Consider the following 17356-nt stretch of genomic DNA (forward strand, 5'->3'; position numbering starts at 1 on the left):
CTAGAGAGGAATTCATATGGGACAGTTCGACAACAAGGTGGCCATCGTCACCGGCGCAGGCGGCGGCATCGGTCAGGCGTATGCCGAGGCGCTCGCCCGAGAAGGTGCCGCTGTGGTGGTCGCCGACATCAACACCGATGGCGCACAGAAGGTCGCCGACGGTATCAAAGGTGAGGGCGGCACCGCGCTGGCGCTGCCGGTGGACGTCAGTGATCCGGTGTCGGCCAAGGCGATGGCCGATCAGACGCTTGCCGAGTTCGGCGGCATCGACTATCTGGTCAACAACGCCGCGATCTTCGGCGGGATGAAGCTGGACTTCCTGATCACCGTCGACTGGGACTACTACAAGAAATTCATGAGTGTGAACCTCGACGGTGCGCTGGTGTGCACCAGGGCGGTGTACAAGAAGATGGCCAAGCGCGGCGGCGGAGCGATCATCAACCAATCGTCCACCGCGGCATGGCTGTACTCGAACTTCTACGGACTGGCCAAGGCCGGGGTCAACAGCCTCACCCAGCAGCTGGCCACCGAACTCGGCGGCCAGAACATCCGGATCAACGCGATCGCGCCAGGCCCGATCAACACCGAGGCCAACCGCACCACCACCCCGCAGGAAATGGTCGCCGACATCGTCAAGGGAATTCCGTTGTCGCGCATGGGTGAAGTCGACGACCTGGTGGGGATGTGCCTGTTCCTGCTGTCCGATCAGGCCAAGTGGATCACCGGTCAGATCTTCAACGTCGACGGCGGACAGATCTTCCGGTCATGAGTGCACCGGCTGACATCAAGGTCGGCTACATCGGCCTGGGCAACCAGGGTGCACCGATGGCCAAGCGGCTCGTCGAATGGCCCGGCGGGCTGATCGTCTTCGACGTCCGGACCGACGCCATGACACCCCTCGCCGAACTCGGTGCCACGCTGGCTGACAGCGTCGCCGACGTCGCGGTGGCCGACGTCATCGAAGTGACCGTGCTCAACGACGAGCAGGTGCGTGATGTCGTAGCCGAGCTCGCCGAACACGCGAAGCCGGGTACCGTGATCGCGATCCATTCCACGATCGATCCGAACACGGCGCCCGAGCTGGCCGAGCAGCTGCGCCCCAAGGGAATTCACGTTGTCGACGCGCCGGTCAGCGGGGGAGCCGGTGCGGCGGACAAAGGCGAGCTGGCCGTGATGGTCGGTGCCGACGACGAGGCGTACGAACTGGTCAAGCCCGTGTTCAAGCAGTGGGCCTCCTTGGTGGTCCGGGCCGGCGAGCCGGGTGCGGGTACCCGGATGAAGGTCGCGCGGAACATGTTGACGTACATCGGCTTCACCGCCGCGACCGAGGCGTCGCGGCTTGCCGAGGCGGCGGGAATCGACCTGCAGAAGCTGGGGCGGGTGGTGCGGCACAGCGACGCGCAGACTGGCGGACCGGGCGCGATCATGGTCCGCGACGACACCAAACCGCTTGCGCCCGATCACTTCATCTACAACATGTTCATGCACACTCGTGGGCTGGCCGAGAAGGATTTGAAGTTGGCGCTCGGCCTCGGCGAGGCAATGGGTGTGGAACTGCCTCTGGCTGAGATCGCATTACGGGACCTGGCCGCCGGGCTGGGCGTCCCATACACGAAGGAGTGACGATGGACGAACTGCGCCGCAAGGGCCTGGACAAGATGAACGAGGTCTACGGCTGGGAGATGCCGGACTCGCCGGGCGACTACTTCGCGCTCACCGCCGACCACCTCTTCGGCACCATCTGGTCGCGGCCGGGACTGTCCATGCGCGACAAGCGGATCATGACGCTGACCGTCGTCACCGCGCTCGGGATTTCCGATCTGGCCGAGATCCAGGCCAACGCCGCCCTGCACAACGAGGAGCTCACCCCCGAGGAGCTCAAGGAGATGGCGATCTTCCTGACCCACTACCTGGGGTTCCCGCTGGGCTCGAAGCTGGACGGAGTCGTCACGAAAGTCGTGTCCAAGCGCAAGAAGGCCGCCGAGGCCGGTCAAGGCGAGGATAAGAAGGCCAACGTCAACGACGCCCTCAAGATGCACAGCGGCACGAAGCTCGACGACTAGCGGAGCGTGGCGATGACCCGCTGGGTGGCGAAGACCACCCGACGTCCGGTCCGAAGGCTGTCGTCGGATTGCTCGACGTCCCAATCCAGCTCTGCGGTACCGGACACTTGCAGAGTGGTTCCTCCGTCGACGAACAACAGCGCAGCGCTCGGGTCCACGGCCAGATTGCCGAAGCTGTTGAACATGTCGTTGCCGGGGTAATCCGGCCACCACAGACTGCCGGCCTCCGGGTGGACGAATCCGGCGGGTCCACCGCGGTGCGAGGCGTCGTTGCCCGACGTGGGATGTGTTGTGCCGAGGAAGAACGTCGCGGAGCGCCGGATCAGTCCGCGATCCTCGGGCCGTAACGCGGCGCCCGTGAAGACCCGTCTGCGATCGGTCTGGCGGGGGTCTGCCATGGGCTGGGCGGCTGGGTGGATGTACTTGGGGCAGTTGCCATAGGCCTGGTCCACGTCGATGGCGAAGCCGAGAGAATCCCGTTGCGTCAGTTGTCCGTTGATGCGATATCGGCGGCGGGCCGCAAAATCGATGACCAGCAATCCCGCAGGCTGATCGGTCGGTGCAGCAGCCAGTGGATCCACATCGGGAAGCTCGACGTCGATGTGAAGTCGCGTCGGTGTTACGGCTGCGAGGAACCCGGGTTCGCCCGACAACGGCGAAATCCACAGCTGCCCGTCGGGGTCGCGCGCGGTGAGGACGGCCAGCCGTGCCGAAGCCAGGAAGGTGGCGGTTCCGGCGCCGAGCCGGCCGCGACTCGCCATGGGTGCGAGTCGCGCCGCCCGCGCACGGACGCCCGCTCGGCTTTGGACGGCCAGCTCGCCGCTGTGGAATCCCACAGCGGCGAGCCGCTCTTCATGCGTCATAGGTACGCCTCATGCCCGTCAGAGGGGGTGACGCCCGGCGAAGGCGACGACCCGCTGGGTCGGCGTGGCCGCGCCATTCGTGTGTACCTCGGGGCCGAAGAGATCCTGGGGTCGCAAAGCCGGCACGAGCGTCGACCCCACCTGCTCGGCGAGGGCCGCCTCGGCCTCGTCGAATTCGACGGCCCGGTTGATTGCGACGGCCAGATCCCAGCTGTGGATGAGCGTCGAGTAGGTGACGATTCCGATCGCCTGTGCGGCAGGCATCTCACCGAGCACCGATGTGACCGGACGCTGCCAGTCGGTGATCGTCGCCCAGGCCCGCTGTGATCGCTCGATGGAACGGCGCGCCACGGCCAGGGGATCGGAGCCGAGGATGTCGGCGCCGCTGAACAACTCCTCTTCGGTGGGGCCCTCGCCGCCGTCCACGGCAGCGGCGAAGGCATCGATCGAGGCGATGGTATGGCTCAGCAGGGAGCGAACATCCCAGCCGGTACACGGGGTGGGCAGGCCCAGATCAGTGGTGTCGAGGGTGGTGACCAGGTCAACCAGGCGGCGATCGGCGCGACGCAGCACGTCCAGCGGATCCATCGGCAGTTCCTCATTTCTAACGGTTATGTATTGATATTGACGTTAGTATTTCTACGTCGTCCACCCTAACGCTGTCAACACGCTGCTAGCATTAGCCGGATGGAGTCAGGGTCTCTGCTGCACAGGGCGCAGGCGGCGGGGTTCGTCGTGGCCGGAGAGCCGCTGGCTGTTGACCTGGCGGACACTCTCATCACCATCCGCGAACCGGCTGTCGACCTTCTCGCGGACGAGAAGGCCAATCGGCTGTGGTGGAGCCTGCAGCAGGACCGGCTGGCCGGCGGTCCGCTCCCACCGCTCGAGCCCACCGTCGAACTGCGCCAGGCGATTCGGCACATCCTGGATGCACGACTGGCGGGGGTGATGCCCGACGAAGCTGCGATCGGGCGTGTCAATGACGCCGCCGCCTGCGCGCCCTCGACCCGGTCGCTTGTGCAGACCTCGGCCGGATGGGCCGCCATCACCACACGCCACGCCCCTGCCGACCGGCCCTACCGGCTGTCGCTCGCCGCAGTCGCCGAAAGCCTCATCGATGTGCTCACCGGGCCCGCCCAGGACCGACTGCGGAGATGTCAAAACCCGGCGTGCAGCATGCTTTTCGTCGCCTCCGATGCCCGTCGCAAGTTCTGCACCCAGAACATCTGTGCAAACCGAACACGGGTGGCTCGGCACTATCAGCGCCATCGCCCGGACTAGCCGCGCGTTCGGATTTTTTGTCAGTGTGGGGACGTAGTGTTTCGAACATGGGTTCGATAGACGTGGTATTGGGGGTTCTCGACGATGCTGTCGAGGCCTTGGCCGCGGTCGATCTCGAGATGCTCGACGCGCCGGAACGGTTCGCAGTGTTGGAGAGGTTGGAGACCGTACGGCGGCGTCAGGTCGCGGTGTCCCATACGCTCGTCGCGCGGCTGGAGCGGTTCGAGGGCTGCCCGCCAGTGCCGATCACGCTGGCGGATGTGCTGCGCATCAGCTCGCGTGAGGCGAGGCGGCGGATCCGGGACGCCGAGCAGATGGCGCCGCGGCGAGCGTTGACGGGTGAGCCGTTGCCGCCGGTGCTGCCTGAGACGTCGAAGGCCTGGCATGCCGGTGAGTTGGATGGTGAGCATCTGCGGGTGATCCAGAAGTTCTTCCGCGATCTGCCCGGGCATGTGCCGCCGATCGAGCGCGAGAAGGCCGAACGCACCTTGGCGCAGAAGGCCACGGCGTTGCGGCCGGACCAGTTGGACAAGGTCGCCCATCGGCTCGCGTTGCATCTCAATCCCGACGGCACGTTCTCTGATGAGGACCGGGCTCGCAAGCGCGGATTCGTGTGGTGCGGTGGGCAGGGTGTCGATGGAATGAGTGTGGGGCGGCTGGTCGCCGATCCGGAGCTACGGTCGCTCGTCGATGCCTGGATGGCGAAGTTCGCTGCCCCCGGGATGTGCAACCCGGCCGAGGACAGTCCTACGACGACTCCCAGCGAGCAGGTCGCTGAACGGGATGCCCGCAGTTATGCCCAGCGTCAGCATGATGCGCTCAAGGCCCTGGTGCGCGGACAGCTCGGTGATCCGAAATTCGGTCAGCACAACGGCTTACCCGTCACGGTGATTGCAACGGCCACGGTGCAGGACCTTCAAGCGCAGGCCGGGCACGCAGTCACCGCGAGTGGAACACTGCTGCCGATCCCCGACCTGATCCGGATGGCCAGCCATGCCTACCACTACCTGGCCCTGTTCGACGGCGTCGACGGACGCGGGTTGTGGCTGGGCCGCACCAAACGCATCGCCACGGCAGACCAGCGAATCATGTTGCATGCCAAGTGTCGTGGCTGCACCCGACCAGGCTGCGACGCCCCCGGCTACCACAGCGGCGTGCACCACGCCGCCCAAGACTGGAAGAGCGGTGGCACCACCGACGTCGACGACCTCACTCTGGCCTGCCCACCGGATAACCAACTCGTCGAAACCGGCGGCTGGACCACCCGGCAACTCCCCGATGGCAGCACCGAATGGATCCCACCCCCGGGGCTGCCCATGCTGCGCGGCGGGGTCAACGACTACCACCACCCCGAGCGGTTACTCGAGGGCGACAGCGGCCCGCCGTCCAACGATGCGGGCAACGACGCCGCCTGACGCGGCGTCGCAGAGAATCTGTGGCGTGAATCAGGCGCGCCGTTTGGTGGCCACGACGAAATATCCTCGGGCGGTTTCGCTTTCGTTCGGCGTTACTGGTGCGTACCAGCGGCCCCACTGGTTTCCTGGCTCGGCGATATCGGTGACCGTCGCCGACCACCCGTACGGCCGCACCAACTCCGCAGGATCATCGGTTCCGAACAACCATGGAGCGCCGTTGTCCGCCATGGATTTCAGCAGCCCGGCCATGAACGGAGCCGCCAGCAGCGACTTGCCGACGACGTCGTAACAGAGCACCGACCCTGGTACCGACAGGGCATCGATGCGTTCGACGAGCCGGTGCACCGCGTCTTCGTCGAGGTACTGGAGAAGGCCCTCGATCAGCCATGCCGTCGGCGTGGTGGCGTCGAAACCCGCGCTGCGCAGTGCCTTCGGCCAGTTGTCGGCGAGGTCCATTCCGATCGGTGCGCGAGCGCACTGCGGGACGTCGTCAGCGAGGACGGCATTCTTCGCCGCGATGACGGGCGGCTGGTCCAGTTCGAAAACGCTGGTGCCCGCCGGCCACGTCAGGCGGTACGCCCTAGCGTCCATGCCCGCGGCGACCAGGACGACCTGCCGGCACGATGAGGCGGCATCGAGTAGTGCATCGTCCCAGAACCGGGTGCGCACCACGATCTGCAGAGTGGTGCGCTCACCTGAGGTGGCCAGGGCCGCGTCGAGCATTCGGTGGCCGGCCTCTGCGGCGAGCTTGTCGGCGAACGGATCGGTGAATAGCCGATCATCACGCACCGATTCGCGGGCACGGATCGCGGCCACCAGCAGTCCGGTGTCGGCGACCGAATCTGGTCTGGTTTCCATCCGTCGATGGTGTCAGCTGTGATGTCGGCGGGGCTTGTACTTTTGCGCCCTAGGTGACTAGGTCCAGATGGCTGGGCAGGCTCGACCGGCGACTCGGATACTGGCTCGGGGTGATGGCGGTCAGGGCGCGGAAGTCGCGGACGAAGTGGGCTTGGTCGCAGTAGCCGAGATCGGCGGCGATCTGCGCACCGCGCTGCGTTCCAACGTCCAGGTGGCGCAACGCGGCCTGCAGTCGCCGCACCCGTAGATATGGTTTCGGGCCGAGGCCCACCTGTGAACTGAACAGACTGGCCAGCCGCTTCGGTGAAAGTTCGGTCAGCGCAGCGACTTCGGAAACGGTGATCGACGGCTCCGCATCGAGAAGCGGCAGCAGGCCCCGCAACGGATCGTCGTGAACACGGATGCAGCCCAGCAGAAACCCTTCCAGAAGCGTGATGCGATCGGCTGCCGAGGATGTTCCAGTCAGGCTCTCACGCAATGTCCGTGCAGCTGTGCCCCAGATGTCCTCGATACCGACGCACCGGTCCTGCAACTCACCCAGCGGGATCCCGAGGAACGGGCGCGCCCCTCCCGGACGGAAGTGCACCGTCATCACGGTCTGGCCGGGCTCGATCTGGGTGACGTAGGACGTGGTGCCCGCACCGGTGATGAACGCTGCAGGAACCTGTCCAGGCGGCGCGCCGACGGCGGCGAAATCCACCAGGTCCCGTTCACCGAGCTCGATCACGATCGTCACCGCGCCCCGGGGTAGGGCGGTGCTGCGATGCGGCACGTCGCCGCCGTGCTGCCAGTAGCCGATGTAGTCGATGTAGTCGCACAGCGGAGGCCCCGGTCGGTACAAGGCTGGACCCGCTGGTTGCACGATCACCAGGGTATGCCCGACCGAGTGTCGGATTCCCGGAGCGTTGTTCGTCGTAGAGGTAGAGAGTGAGACCAGCAGGGTTTCACGCCCTACTCTGGGAGGACGTCGTCATGTACTACTTCGCACTGCTGCAAACCCCTGAGCGCACCCTCAGCGCCGATGACGCAGGCCGGGAAATGCAGGCTTATGCCGAGTTCCACGCCCGCGAGTCGGCGGCGATCCGTGAGGGTGATGCGTTGGGTCCGGCCGCCGAGGCGGTCCGGATCACCGGCGGACCGGATGCGCCGGTGATCACCGACGGTCCGTACGCCGAGGGCGCCGAGGTGGCCGGTGGTTACTACATGTTCGAGGCCGACAACCTCGACGAGGCACTGCAGCTGGCCCGGCAGATTCCAGCGGCGCAATACGGAGCGATCGAGGTGTGGCCGGTGGTGCACTGGAATGCGGTGGGGCGGCCGACGACCGATTCCGATTGGCTGGCACTGCTTCTCGAACCCGCCGATGAGGTGAACGTGCCCGGCACGCCCGAATGGGATCGAGGGTTGGCTCAGCACGCCGAGTTCGGGGCCGCGGCGGGATCGCACATCCTCGGCGGGGCGCCGCTGCACCCGCCGACGACGGCGACGACGGTGCGCGTGCGGGACGGTGACGTGGTGTTGACCGACGGTCCCTACGCGGAGGCCGCCGAAGTCGCCAACGGGTTCTACGTGCTGTCGGCCGCCGACCGTGACGAGGCGACGAAGATCGCGTCGATGATCCCGGCGTCGGTCGTCGAACTGCGCCGGCTGGCAGGAGTGTCTGGGCTGTAAATGGGTTCGCTGGATGGTGTCTTCCGGCGGGAGTGGGGTCCCGCGGTGGCCGCGCTCGCGCGGTGGTCCGGTGATCTGGACATCGCCGAGGACGCCGTCCAGGAAGCCTGCGCGGAGGCACTGCGGAGCTGGCCTCGCGACGGGATACCCGACAATCCCGGCGCGTGGCTGGTCACCGTCGGCCGTAATCGGGCCAGGGATCGCCTGCGTCGCGAATTGGTGCGCCCGGGAAAGGAATTGCTGGCCGTGCAGGGTGATGGACGCGCCGATGACCGGGTTGTGCACGGTGTGCGCGACGACGAGCTTCGGATGATGTTCACCTGCGCGCATCCCGCCCTCGAACGGGCGTCACAACTCGCGCTGACCTTGCGGCTGATATCGGGTCTGACGGTGCCGGAGATCGCCCGCGCGCTTCTGCTCAGCGAAACTGCTGTGGGACAGCGCATCACCCGCGCCAAGAGCAAGATCCGGCACGCCAACATCCCGCTACGGGTGCCCCCGCCCGAGCTGTTGGCTGAACGCACCCCGCACGTGCTGTCGTGTATCTACTCGGTGTTCACCGAGGGGTACTGGTCCACCGCCGGACCGTCTGCGATCCGTGACGAGCTGTGCGACGAAGGTGTCCGGCTGGCCGGCGAGCTGTGCCTGTTGATGCCTGCCGAACCGGACGCCCGCGCGTTGTATGCGCTTGTTCTGCTGCATGATTCGCGACGATCGACGCGCGTCGACGCCGACGGTGCGCTGGTGCCGCTCGAGGAGCAGGACCGGTCCCGGTGGGATCGCGGCCGGATCTCCCGCGGGCTCGACCGGCTACGCCGTGCGGAAGGTGCGAGCGGGCCCTACCTTCCGCAGGCGGTGATCGCCGCCGCGCACGCGACCGCGCCGAGCTGGGAGCAGACCGACTGGCGGACCATCTGCCGGGCGTATGACCAGCTGCTGCGTCAGACGGACTCACCGGTGGTGCGGGCGAACCGGGCGCTCGCGATCGGGCTGCGCGACGGACCGGATGCCGGGTTGGCGGCTCTGGACCAGGTGGCGCACGATCCGCGATTGGCCCGATCCGCGCTCGTACCCACGGTGCGGGCCGACTTGTTGCGCCGAGCGGGAAGGCGCGCGGATGCGGTGCGCTGGTATCGCGACGCGATCGATCTCAACGGCTCCGAACCGGGCAAGGCGTTTCTGCGCCGTCGGATTGCCGAATGCGGCGGGGCAATCGCATAACAAAGAGGTCGGTAAGACAACGATAAGGAAACGCGCAGATCGCAAACGGTTATCGCGCCGTGTCACAAATGTGACATTTGTGCACCAGTGTTACCGAAGTGAAATCGAGCGCCGCGGGCCTCGATGAGGGATGGGAGGAGTGGCCGTGACTTCTATGACGATGTACGACCAGTCGTGGACGGCCCCGACCATGCTGAGCCTGTGGACGGAGCCGCTGACCAAGCGCGGCAGGGTCGTTCGTCAGGCATCCAAGTGGGCCGGCGTCATCGACACGACCGTGACGGTGCTCTGCCCGCCGGTGGTGTCGGTGTGCGCGATCTTCGCCGCCGTGGTGTGGCCTGCACATGATCCGAGCGAGATGGTGGGCCACGCGGCGACCTCCGCGCCGGTCAACGCCCTGGTGCAGGAGAGCGCACCGGCTCCCTAGCCGGCGCGTGCAATGCCGCGCCGACCCAGCGGCGCAGATACTGGCGCAAGTCGTCACCCTGTCGCGGCGGCCGGCCCGGATCGAGCACGAACGACTGGATGATCCGCAGCAGGTGTTCGCCGAGCTCGTCGAGATCACTGTCACTGAAACCCGCTGCGCCCCAATCGACGTCGAAGCGGCGCAGCATCGAACCCGCGAACGTCAGCGCGACATCCGAGGTGACCTCGGCGCTGAACGTGCTCGAGCGCTCGGGTCCTAGCAGCAACCCCATGTGCTTGTCGTGAGGCAACCATTCCACCGCCGCGGCTATGCCTTCGGTCACCGCGTCGGCCGGGTCGGTGATGCCGGCCAGGTGATCGGCCAGCCGGTCGAGGAACCCGGTCGCCGCCACCATGGCCGAGGCCTGCAACAGCGCGTCGGTGCTGGGGAAGTAGCGATAGACGGTCTGGCGGGTGACACCCAGCGTGCGAGCGACGTCGGCGATGCTGAGGTCGGCACCGTGTGAGTCGATGGCCTTGTTGGCCGCCGCCAGGATTCTGGCGACGGCTTCCTCGTCGGTGGCGGGCGCGGCTCCTGACCATCCGTGTGTCCGCATGTCAGCCGCCCACCGCGGAGTAGTAGGCGACGCCGCCGAAGAGCAGAACGGTCAAGCACAGCACCAACGTCCCAACGGCGAAGGGCCACGCTGGTTTGCGTCGAGCGAGCTGGACGATCGCGACGACGATTCCGACCACACCGAGCGCCGCGGCAACCGCCACCGAGGTCATCACCGCGGTCACCGCACCCTCGACACTGCATGTCGCCGGCGGGCAGTAGTCCAGGAAGGCCAGCGAGAACAGGCCGAGAAAAGCCGCGCCGGCGCCGACCACCACCGTCAGGACCATGAAGATGATCGAGATCGTCAGGTCGGCCGCTGACCGTGGCGGTTTGGCCGGAAGTACCGGATATGCCGGATATGCCGGGTGGGGCGGATAGCCCGGGTAGCCCATGACCCGGGATGCTATCGCGCTAGCGATAGGCGACCGGCAAATGCTTGACGCCGTTGAGCCAGCCCGACCGGAGTCGCTCCGGGTCGCCGAGCTTGCTGATGTCCGGGATCTGGTTGGCGATCTCGTTGAAGATCAGCTTGATCTCCATCCGCGCGAGGTTGGCGCCGATGCAGAAGTGCGCGCCGTTGCCGCCGAAACCGAGGTGGGGGTTCGGGTCACGCAAAATGTTGAATCCGAACGGGTTGTCGAAGACTTCCTCGTCATAGTTGGCCGAGCTGTAGAACAGGCCGGCCCGCTGGCCCTTGCGGATCGTCACGCCGCCGAGTTCGACGTCGGCGGTGGCGGTGCGCTGGAAGCAGTGCACCGGGGTGGCCCACCGAACGATCTCGTCGGCCGTCGTCTCCGGGCGTTCCCGCTTGAAAAGCTCCCACTGGTCCGGGTTTTCGAAGAACGCGTTCATACCGTGGGTCATGGCGTTACGGGTGGTCTCGTTGCCGGCCACCGCGAGCAGGATCACGAAGAACGCGAACTCGACCTCGGAGAGTGACTCGCCATCCAAGTCCGCCTCCACCAGGCGGGTGACGATATCGTCGGCCGGGCACTGCCTGCGCTGCTCGGCCATCGAGTACGCGTAGCCCATCAGCTCGGCGTTCGCCTCGATCGGGTCGACGTCGTTGAATTCCGGATCGTCGGTGTTCATGATGCTGTTGGTCCAGTGGAAGAGCTTCTGTCGATCGTCTTCCGGAACGCCGAGCAGATCGGCGATCGCCAGCAGCGGAAGCTGCATCGCGATGTCGTCGACGAAATCGCCGGTGTTTTTCGCGGCGGCCGCGGCCACGATGTCACGTGCGGCGTCGGCCAGCTTCTCCTCCAGCTTGGCCACCGCGCGCGGGGTGAACAGTCGCGAGACCAGCTTGCGCAGCCGGGTGTGCTCGGGTGCGTCGTGATTGATCAGCAGCGCTTTGGTGATCTCCACCTGGTCTGCGGTCATGTCGTCGGCGAAACGCATGACGACGCCCTTCTGGTTGGTCGACCACAGGTCGCCGTCGCGGGAGATATCCCGGATGTCGCGGTGCTTGCTGATCACCCAGTACCCGCCGTCGTCGAAGACCGTGCCGCCGAGCGGCTGCTCGTTCCACCAGACCGGGGCGGTCTGGCGCAATTGCGCGAACTGGGCGACGGGCATGCCCTCTTTGATCAGGTCCGGATCGGTGAAGTCGAAGCCCGCTCCGAACGGACACACGCTGGCGGCGGTCATGGTCTACCTCGCTGTAGTTGTGATGTAGCGCACCTGTGCAATGACCATACACCGCGAGGCTGAGTGTATGCCCGTTAGGTTCGATCGATGACGGATCGTCCAGACCTCGCGGAGTTGCTGCGTCGGCGAGCGCTGACCGAAGACGCAGCCCGCCCCGACGCGGTCGAGCGCCGCCACGCCGCCGGCGGCCGGACCGCCCGCGAGAACATCGACGACCTGGTGGACGCCGATTCGTTCGTGGAGTACGGGCGGTTCGCGATCGCCGCGCAGCGCCGCCGCCGCGATCTCGACGACCTGATCGCCCGCACCCCCGCCGACGGGCTGATCGCCGGCACCGCACAGGTCAACGGCAAACCGTGCGCGGTGTTGTCCTACGACTACACGGTGCTGGCCGGCACCCAGGGCTACGTCGGGCATCGCAAGAAAGACCGGCTCTTCGAGCTCATCGAGCGGATGCGGCTGCCCACGATCTTCTTCGCCGAGGGCGGCGGCGGCCGGCCCGGCGATACCGATTACCCGGCGGTCTCACAGCTCGAGACTCGGGCCTTCAAACTGTGGGCGGCGCTCTCAGGAGTGGTGCCGCGCATCGCAATCGTCAAAGGCCGCTGCTTCGCGGGCAACGCCGTGATCGCCGGCTGTTCGGACCTCATCGTCGCCACCGCCGACACCTCGATCGGGATGGGCGGCCCGGCGATGATCGCCGGCGGCGGACTGGGCGAGGTCGAATCCGACGCCGTCGGCCCGATTTCGGTACAGGCGCCCAACGGTGTCGTCGACGTCGTCGTGGCCGACGAGGCCGAGGCCGTCGCGGTCGCCAAACGGCTCCTCGGCTACTTTCAGGGTGTCGCCGAGCCGGGGGCCGTCGCCGACCAAAACACTTTGCGCACAGTCATTCCCGAACGCGCCCGGCGCGCCTACCCGATCAAGCCGGTCATCGAAACCATCGCCGACCAAGGTTCGGTGACGTTCCTGCGGGAGAAGTTCGCCGCGGAGATGGTCACCGCGCTGGCGCGGGTCGACGGCCGCCCCGTCGGTGTGATCGCCAACAACACCATGGTGATGGCCGGGGCGATCACCGCCGCGGCGGCCGACAAAGCCGCGCGCTTCCTGCAACTGTGCGACACCTTCGGCTTGCCGGTCGTCTCGCTGATCGACTGCCCGGGCTACATGGTCGGGCCGGCCGCCGAGGCAGAGGCATTGGTGCGGCGGGCGTCGCGGATGCTGGTCGCCGGCGCGGCTCTGCGGGTGCCGTTGGTGGCGGTCGTGCTGCGCCGCGGCTACGGGCTGGGCGCGCAGGCGATGACCGGCGGCAGCCTGCACGAGCCCCTGCTGACCGTGGCCTGGTCGAGCGCGCACCTCGGGCCGATGGGTCTGGAGGGCGCGGTGCGCCTGGGAATGCGCAAGGAGCTGGAAGCCATCTCCGACGACCCCGAGCGGGAACAGCGGGTCGCCGAGGCGACCGCGGCGATGGAGGAGAACGCCAAAGCGCTCAACGCCGCCCAGATCTTCGAAGTCGACGACGTCATAGACCCGGCGGAGACCCGCGGCCTGATCGTCGCGACCCTGGCCGCCGCCGCTGCGCGCGGCGAACTCCCGCCACCGAGGCGGTTCGTCGACACCTGGTAGTGGGGCAGGGCGATAGGGTGTGAACCTGTGCGCGTCCTCGTGATCGGATCCGGTGCCCGCGAACACGCCCTGTTGTTGGGCCTGCGCAGAGACCCCAGTGTGGACTTCCTGGCCGTCGCGCCGGGCAACGCCGGCACAGCGGCCGTTGCCGAACAGCACGAGGTGGACGTCACCTCAGCCGAAGCCGTCACCGCCCTTGCTCGCAAGCTCGCGGTGGACCTGGTGATCATCGGGCCCGAGGTGCCGCTGGTTCTCGGCGTCGCCGATGCGGTGCGGGCTGCGGGGATCGCCTGCTTCGGCCCGTCGAAGGACGCCGCCCGGATCGAGGGTTCCAAGGCGTTCGCCAAAGACGTGATGGCGGCCGCCGGCGTCCGTACCGCGGGCAGCGAGACCGTCGACAACCCGGCCCACCTTGATGCCGCGCTGGATCGCTTCGGTCCCGCTGCAGCCCAGCCCGCCTGGGTGGTCAAGGATGACGGGCTGGCCGCGGGCAAGGGTGTGGTGGTCACCGACGACCGCGACGTGGCCCGCGCGCACGCCGCCTCGCTACTCGACTCGGGCCACCCGGTGCTGCTGGAGTCCTTCCTCGACGGACCCGAGGTGTCGCTGTTCTGTCTGGTCGACGGTGAAACGGTGGTCCCGCTGCTGCCCGCCCAGGACTTCAAGCGGGTCGGCGACGACGACGCCGGGCCCAATACCGGCGGGATGGGCGCTTATTCGCCACTGCCGTGGCTGCCGTCCGACGTGCTGTCGGCGATCGTCAGCGGTGTCGTCGAACCCGTTGCCGCCGAACTGGTCCGCCGTGGCTGTCCGTTCTCCGGGCTGCTGTATGCGGGGCTGGCGATCACCTCGACCGGCCCTGCCGTCATCGAATTCAATTGCCGCTTTGGCGATCCCGAGACCCAAGCGGTGTTGGCGCTGCTGGAATCGCCGCTGGGGCAGCTGTTGCATGCCACCGCCACCGGAACGCTGGCCGACGCAGGCCCGCTCGAATGGCACGACGGATACGCGGTCACCGTGGTGGTGGCCGCCGAGAACTACCCCGGCCGTCCTCGGGTCGGCGATGTGATCACCGGGTCGGAGGCCGACGGCGTTCTGCATGCCGGCACCGCCCGGCGCGACGACGGAACCATCGTGTCCTCCGGCGGGCGGGTGCTCTCGATCGTCGGCACCGGAGCCGACCTGGCGGCCGCCCGCGAGGAGGCCTACCAGATCGTGTCCTCGATCCGGTTGCCGGGCAGCCACTTCCGCAGTGACATCGGGCTGGCGGCCGCCGAGGGGCGCATTACACTAGCTTGACCGGTAGCCGCTTCACGCCGTGAATCACGTTGCTGTGCAGGTACTCCGGCTCGCCGACCTGAACGTCCGGTAGCCGGGTGAGCAGCTGGTGGAACAGCTGGCGCAGCTCGGTTCTCGCGAGGTTCGCGCCAAGGCAGAAGTGCGGCCCGCCGCCACCGAAACCGAAGTGCGGGTTCGGCGATCGGGACATGTCGAATTCGCCGGGCCGGTCGAACACCGCGTCGTCGCGGTTGGCCGAACAATAGAACAGCGCGATCTTCTCGCCGGCCTTGATCTGGGTGCCTGCCAGCTCGGTGTCGGCGGTGGCATGGCGGGCGAAGTTCAGCACCGGGGTGGCCCAGCGGATGAACTCCTCGACCGCCGGGGCGATGCGAGCGTCGAAATCCTTTATCAGCCAGGACTTTTGGTCGGGGTTGTCGGCCAGCGCCTTGAACGCATGTGAGGTGGTCTGCTTGGTGGTGTCGTTTCCTGCGGAGGCCAGCAGCACCATGAACGACCCGATCTGGACATCGGTGAGCTGGTGGCCGTCGACCTCGGCGTTGACGATGTTGGTCATCAGGTCGTCGTGCGGCTCGCGGCGGCGCAGCTGGGCCAGCTCGATTCCCGAACTGGTGAGGATCCCGATCTGGGTCAGCGCATGCGTGGCGCGTTCTTCGAATGAGGCGTAGTCGTCATCGGTGGCGCTGAACAGGCTTTCGGCCGCGTAGGCCACCGCCTGCTGGTCTTCGGGGGCGATGCCGATCATGTCCGAGACCGTGCGCATCGGCAGCTTCGCCGAGCATTCGGCGACGAAGTCGATTTCCCCGCCGTCGCGCAGCCGTTCGATCAGCCGGTCGACGATCTCGGCGGCGTTGGCCTGGATCTGGGCCTCGATGCGGCGGACCTGCTTGGGAGTGAACGTCCCACTGATCAACCGCCGATACAGGGTGTGCTCCGGCGGATCCATGGCCAGGAAGAAGCTGGTGGCCTGTTGAACCTCGGCGGGCAGCGGGTCGACGCTCATGCCCAGCGCCGAGCTGAAGATGTCGGTGTGCTGGCTGACGTACTTGATGTCGGCGTGGCGGGTGATCGCCCAGTACCCGGTCTCCGAATGGGGGAACACCGAGGACACCGGCGGATGCCACGACAGCCCGTCGGCAGCTCGCAGCTGCGCGAACGTGCGGTCCCGGGTGGCGAAGTCGGCGGTCCAGAAGTCCGGCGCGGAGATGTCGAGCGGGTGGTACGGCCGCGGGGACAGCGGTGGGCTTTCGACGGTCATGATCTCCTCGCCGGGGCTGTCGAGAGACTTATCGAATGGTTGACAGTAACTGCGACTGTAGACAATTCCACAACGGGAGACAATCAACCGCGGGCAGTGCGCCGAAACCGACACATCGCCGCGAAAGTGCGAGTGCCGGGCGCCGTAACGTCGATCTCGGCCTGCCGTGGCTCAGGCCGTGAGCAGCGGCGCCATCCAGGCGATTTCGCCGGGCAGCTGCGAACTCCAGTAACCGCCGTCGTGGCCGCCGGGCGAGAACCCGCCGGCAGGCGGGTTGGGCAGCTGGGCGATGAACTGCTTGGTTGCTGAATAAAACGGATCGCTGTTGCCGCAGTCGATCCGGATCGGGATCGACGCCAGTGCCGGCAGGCCGAACACGGTGTTGGCGGCGAAGTCGTCGGGACCGTCGAACGCACCGGGTGCCGCCGCGCCCGACGACAGCCACAGGGCCGGGCTGACCGCGGTGATCGCGGCCGTGCGGGCCGGACCGAGGCGCGCCCCCAGCAGCAGGGCCCCGTAGCCGCCCATCGACCAGCCAAGAAACGCCACCCGAGAGGTGTCCAGGCCTTGGCTGCCGAGCATCGGGATCAGCTCGTCGAGCACCATTTTCCCGGAATCCTCACCCGAGGCCCGTTGGTGCCAGTAGCTGCCGCCACCGTCGACGGCGACCACCGCGAACGGCGGCAACCCAGCCTGAACTGCTTGCGCCAGGCCCTGTTCGACGCCACCGGCCATCACCCCGGCGGCGTCCTGCCCCTTGCCGTGCAACGCGATGACCGGCCGCAACGGCGTGGTCTGCCCGGGCGGGCGGGCGATCGCCCAGTTGGTGTTGACCCCGCCGCGCGCGGCCGAGACGAACGACCCGGTGACCATCGTGGGGGCGGCGGCGCCCGCCGCGGGCGGCTCCAGCGGGGCGGGCGGTGCCAGGGGAGCGCCGACGCCGGTCATCGCGACGTCCGGCCGTACGAGCGCAGTCGCGGGATCCAGGGCACGGCCGGCAGCGAAGGCACCCGCGGCACCCGCAACGGCTCCGGCGCCGAGTCGCAGAACTGCGCGACGGCTCAGGTTCGCCATGCGGGCCATCTTGCCATCGCGCCATGGAGTGGGCGATCGAGCCTAATGGCACC

General features: G+C 67.3%; 19 protein-coding genes. 10 read left to right on the plus strand and 9 right to left on the minus strand.

Going from position 1 to position 17356, the window contains the following annotated elements:
* The first annotated feature begins 16 nt into the window (after positions 1–16).
* The 3 genes from G6N32_RS03225 to G6N32_RS03235 are packed head-to-tail and all read left to right on the plus strand — an operon-like array spanning position 17 to position 2063.
* The gene (locus tag G6N32_RS03225; RefSeq protein ID WP_115317391.1) at positions 17–769 is read left to right on the plus strand and encodes an SDR family oxidoreductase; all 753 of its coding nucleotides are present in this window, start codon (positions 17–19) and stop codon (positions 767–769) included.
* On the plus strand, positions 766–1623 hold the full coding sequence (locus G6N32_RS03230; RefSeq protein ID WP_115317390.1) for an NAD(P)-dependent oxidoreductase: 858 nt from the start codon (positions 766–768) through the stop codon (positions 1621–1623). Before G6N32_RS03225 ends, G6N32_RS03230 begins: the two co-directional genes overlap by 4 nt.
* A 2-nt stretch (positions 1624–1625) precedes the next feature.
* Entirely contained in the window at positions 1626–2063 is a 438-nt protein-coding gene (locus tag G6N32_RS03235; protein ID WP_083118667.1) for a carboxymuconolactone decarboxylase family protein, read from the plus strand.
* On the opposite strand, the gene G6N32_RS03240 is transcribed toward G6N32_RS03235, so the two are convergent.
* Positions 2060–2926, minus strand: a complete 867-nt coding sequence (locus G6N32_RS03240) for a pyridoxamine 5'-phosphate oxidase family protein (RefSeq protein ID WP_115317389.1) — start codon at positions 2924–2926, stop codon at positions 2060–2062. The two genes, G6N32_RS03235 and G6N32_RS03240, sit on opposite strands and share 4 nt — an antisense overlap.
* 18 nt (positions 2927–2944) lie before the next feature.
* Positions 2945–3514, minus strand: a complete 570-nt coding sequence (locus G6N32_RS03245; protein ID WP_115317388.1) for a TIGR03086 family metal-binding protein — start codon at positions 3512–3514, stop codon at positions 2945–2947.
* Positions 3515–3613: 99 nt separating this feature from the next.
* Between G6N32_RS03245 and G6N32_RS03250 the strand changes: the two genes are divergently transcribed.
* Together G6N32_RS03250 and G6N32_RS03255 are read left to right on the plus strand one after the other, a co-directional pair.
* Positions 3614–4207: a CGNR zinc finger domain-containing protein gene (locus G6N32_RS03250; protein WP_115317387.1), complete on the plus strand. Its 594-nt coding sequence runs from the start codon at positions 3614–3616 to the stop codon at positions 4205–4207.
* A 47-nt stretch (positions 4208–4254) separates the two neighbouring features.
* Positions 4255–5622 (plus strand): HNH endonuclease signature motif containing protein, encoded by a 1368-nt coding sequence (locus G6N32_RS03255; RefSeq protein ID WP_115317386.1) that lies wholly within the window; start codon positions 4255–4257, stop codon positions 5620–5622.
* A gap of 30 nt (positions 5623–5652) precedes the next feature.
* Here G6N32_RS03255 and G6N32_RS03260 read toward each other — a convergent pair whose 3' ends face one another.
* Together G6N32_RS03260 and G6N32_RS03265 are read right to left on the minus strand one after the other, a co-directional pair.
* Positions 5653–6480 carry an SAM-dependent methyltransferase gene (locus G6N32_RS03260; protein ID WP_115317385.1) on the minus strand — a complete coding sequence of 276 codons (828 nt, stop codon included), beginning with the start codon at positions 6478–6480 and terminating at the stop codon, positions 5653–5655.
* A 49-nt stretch (positions 6481–6529) separates the two neighbouring features.
* A complete protein-coding gene (locus G6N32_RS03265; protein ID WP_232077462.1) occupies positions 6530–7342 on the minus strand; it encodes a helix-turn-helix transcriptional regulator in 813 nt (270 codons plus the stop codon).
* Positions 7343–7452: 110 nt separating this feature from the next.
* Between G6N32_RS03265 and G6N32_RS03270 the strand changes: the two genes are divergently transcribed.
* The 3 genes from G6N32_RS03270 (at position 7453) to G6N32_RS03280 (ending at position 9799) form a co-directional block, all read left to right on the plus strand.
* Positions 7453–8151, plus strand: coding sequence for a YciI family protein (locus G6N32_RS03270; RefSeq protein WP_115317384.1), 699 nt, complete (start codon positions 7453–7455; stop codon positions 8149–8151).
* Positions 8152–9372 (plus strand): RNA polymerase sigma factor, encoded by a 1221-nt coding sequence (locus tag G6N32_RS03275; RefSeq protein ID WP_115317383.1) that lies wholly within the window; start codon positions 8152–8154, stop codon positions 9370–9372.
* Between the two features lie 145 nt (positions 9373–9517).
* Entirely contained in the window at positions 9518–9799 is a 282-nt protein-coding gene (locus tag G6N32_RS03280) for a hypothetical protein (RefSeq protein WP_147291956.1), read from the plus strand.
* Here G6N32_RS03280 and G6N32_RS03285 read toward each other — a convergent pair.
* Genes G6N32_RS03285 through G6N32_RS03295 form a run of 3 tightly spaced genes read right to left on the minus strand, consistent with a single transcriptional unit; the run spans position 9762 to position 12046 of the window.
* Positions 9762–10394, minus strand: a complete 633-nt coding sequence (locus G6N32_RS03285) for a TetR/AcrR family transcriptional regulator (protein WP_115317381.1) — start codon at positions 10392–10394, stop codon at positions 9762–9764. The two genes, G6N32_RS03280 and G6N32_RS03285, sit on opposite strands and share 38 nt — an antisense overlap.
* A gap of 1 nt (position 10395) precedes the next feature.
* Complete coding sequence (locus G6N32_RS03290; RefSeq protein ID WP_172507212.1) at positions 10396–10788, minus strand: hypothetical protein; 393 nt, start codon at positions 10786–10788, stop codon at positions 10396–10398.
* Between the two features lie 19 nt (positions 10789–10807).
* Positions 10808–12046 (minus strand): cytochrome P450, encoded by a 1239-nt coding sequence (locus tag G6N32_RS03295; protein WP_115317380.1) that lies wholly within the window; start codon positions 12044–12046, stop codon positions 10808–10810.
* An 87-nt stretch (positions 12047–12133) separates the two neighbouring features.
* Between G6N32_RS03295 and G6N32_RS03300 the strand changes: the two genes are divergently transcribed.
* Both G6N32_RS03300 and purD read left to right on the plus strand, forming a co-directional pair.
* Complete coding sequence (locus G6N32_RS03300; RefSeq protein WP_115317379.1) at positions 12134–13672, plus strand: acyl-CoA carboxylase subunit beta; 1539 nt, start codon at positions 12134–12136, stop codon at positions 13670–13672.
* A 27-nt stretch (positions 13673–13699) separates the two neighbouring features.
* Entirely contained in the window at positions 13700–14971 is a 1272-nt protein-coding gene (purD, locus tag G6N32_RS03305; protein ID WP_115317378.1) for a phosphoribosylamine--glycine ligase, read from the plus strand.
* On the opposite strand, the gene G6N32_RS03310 is transcribed toward purD, so the two are convergent.
* Positions 14958–16229 (minus strand): cytochrome P450, encoded by a 1272-nt coding sequence (locus G6N32_RS03310; protein WP_115317377.1) that lies wholly within the window; start codon positions 16227–16229, stop codon positions 14958–14960. The genes purD and G6N32_RS03310 overlap by 14 nt on opposite strands.
* 171 nt (positions 16230–16400) lie before the next feature.
* Positions 16401–17312, minus strand: coding sequence for an alpha/beta hydrolase (locus tag G6N32_RS03315; RefSeq protein WP_115317376.1), 912 nt, complete (start codon positions 17310–17312; stop codon positions 16401–16403).
* Between the last annotated feature and the right edge of the window lie 44 nt (positions 17313–17356).

The organism is Mycolicibacterium aichiense, from assembly GCF_010726245.1.
Lineage (GTDB): Bacteria > Actinomycetota > Actinomycetes > Mycobacteriales > Mycobacteriaceae > Mycobacterium > Mycobacterium aichiense.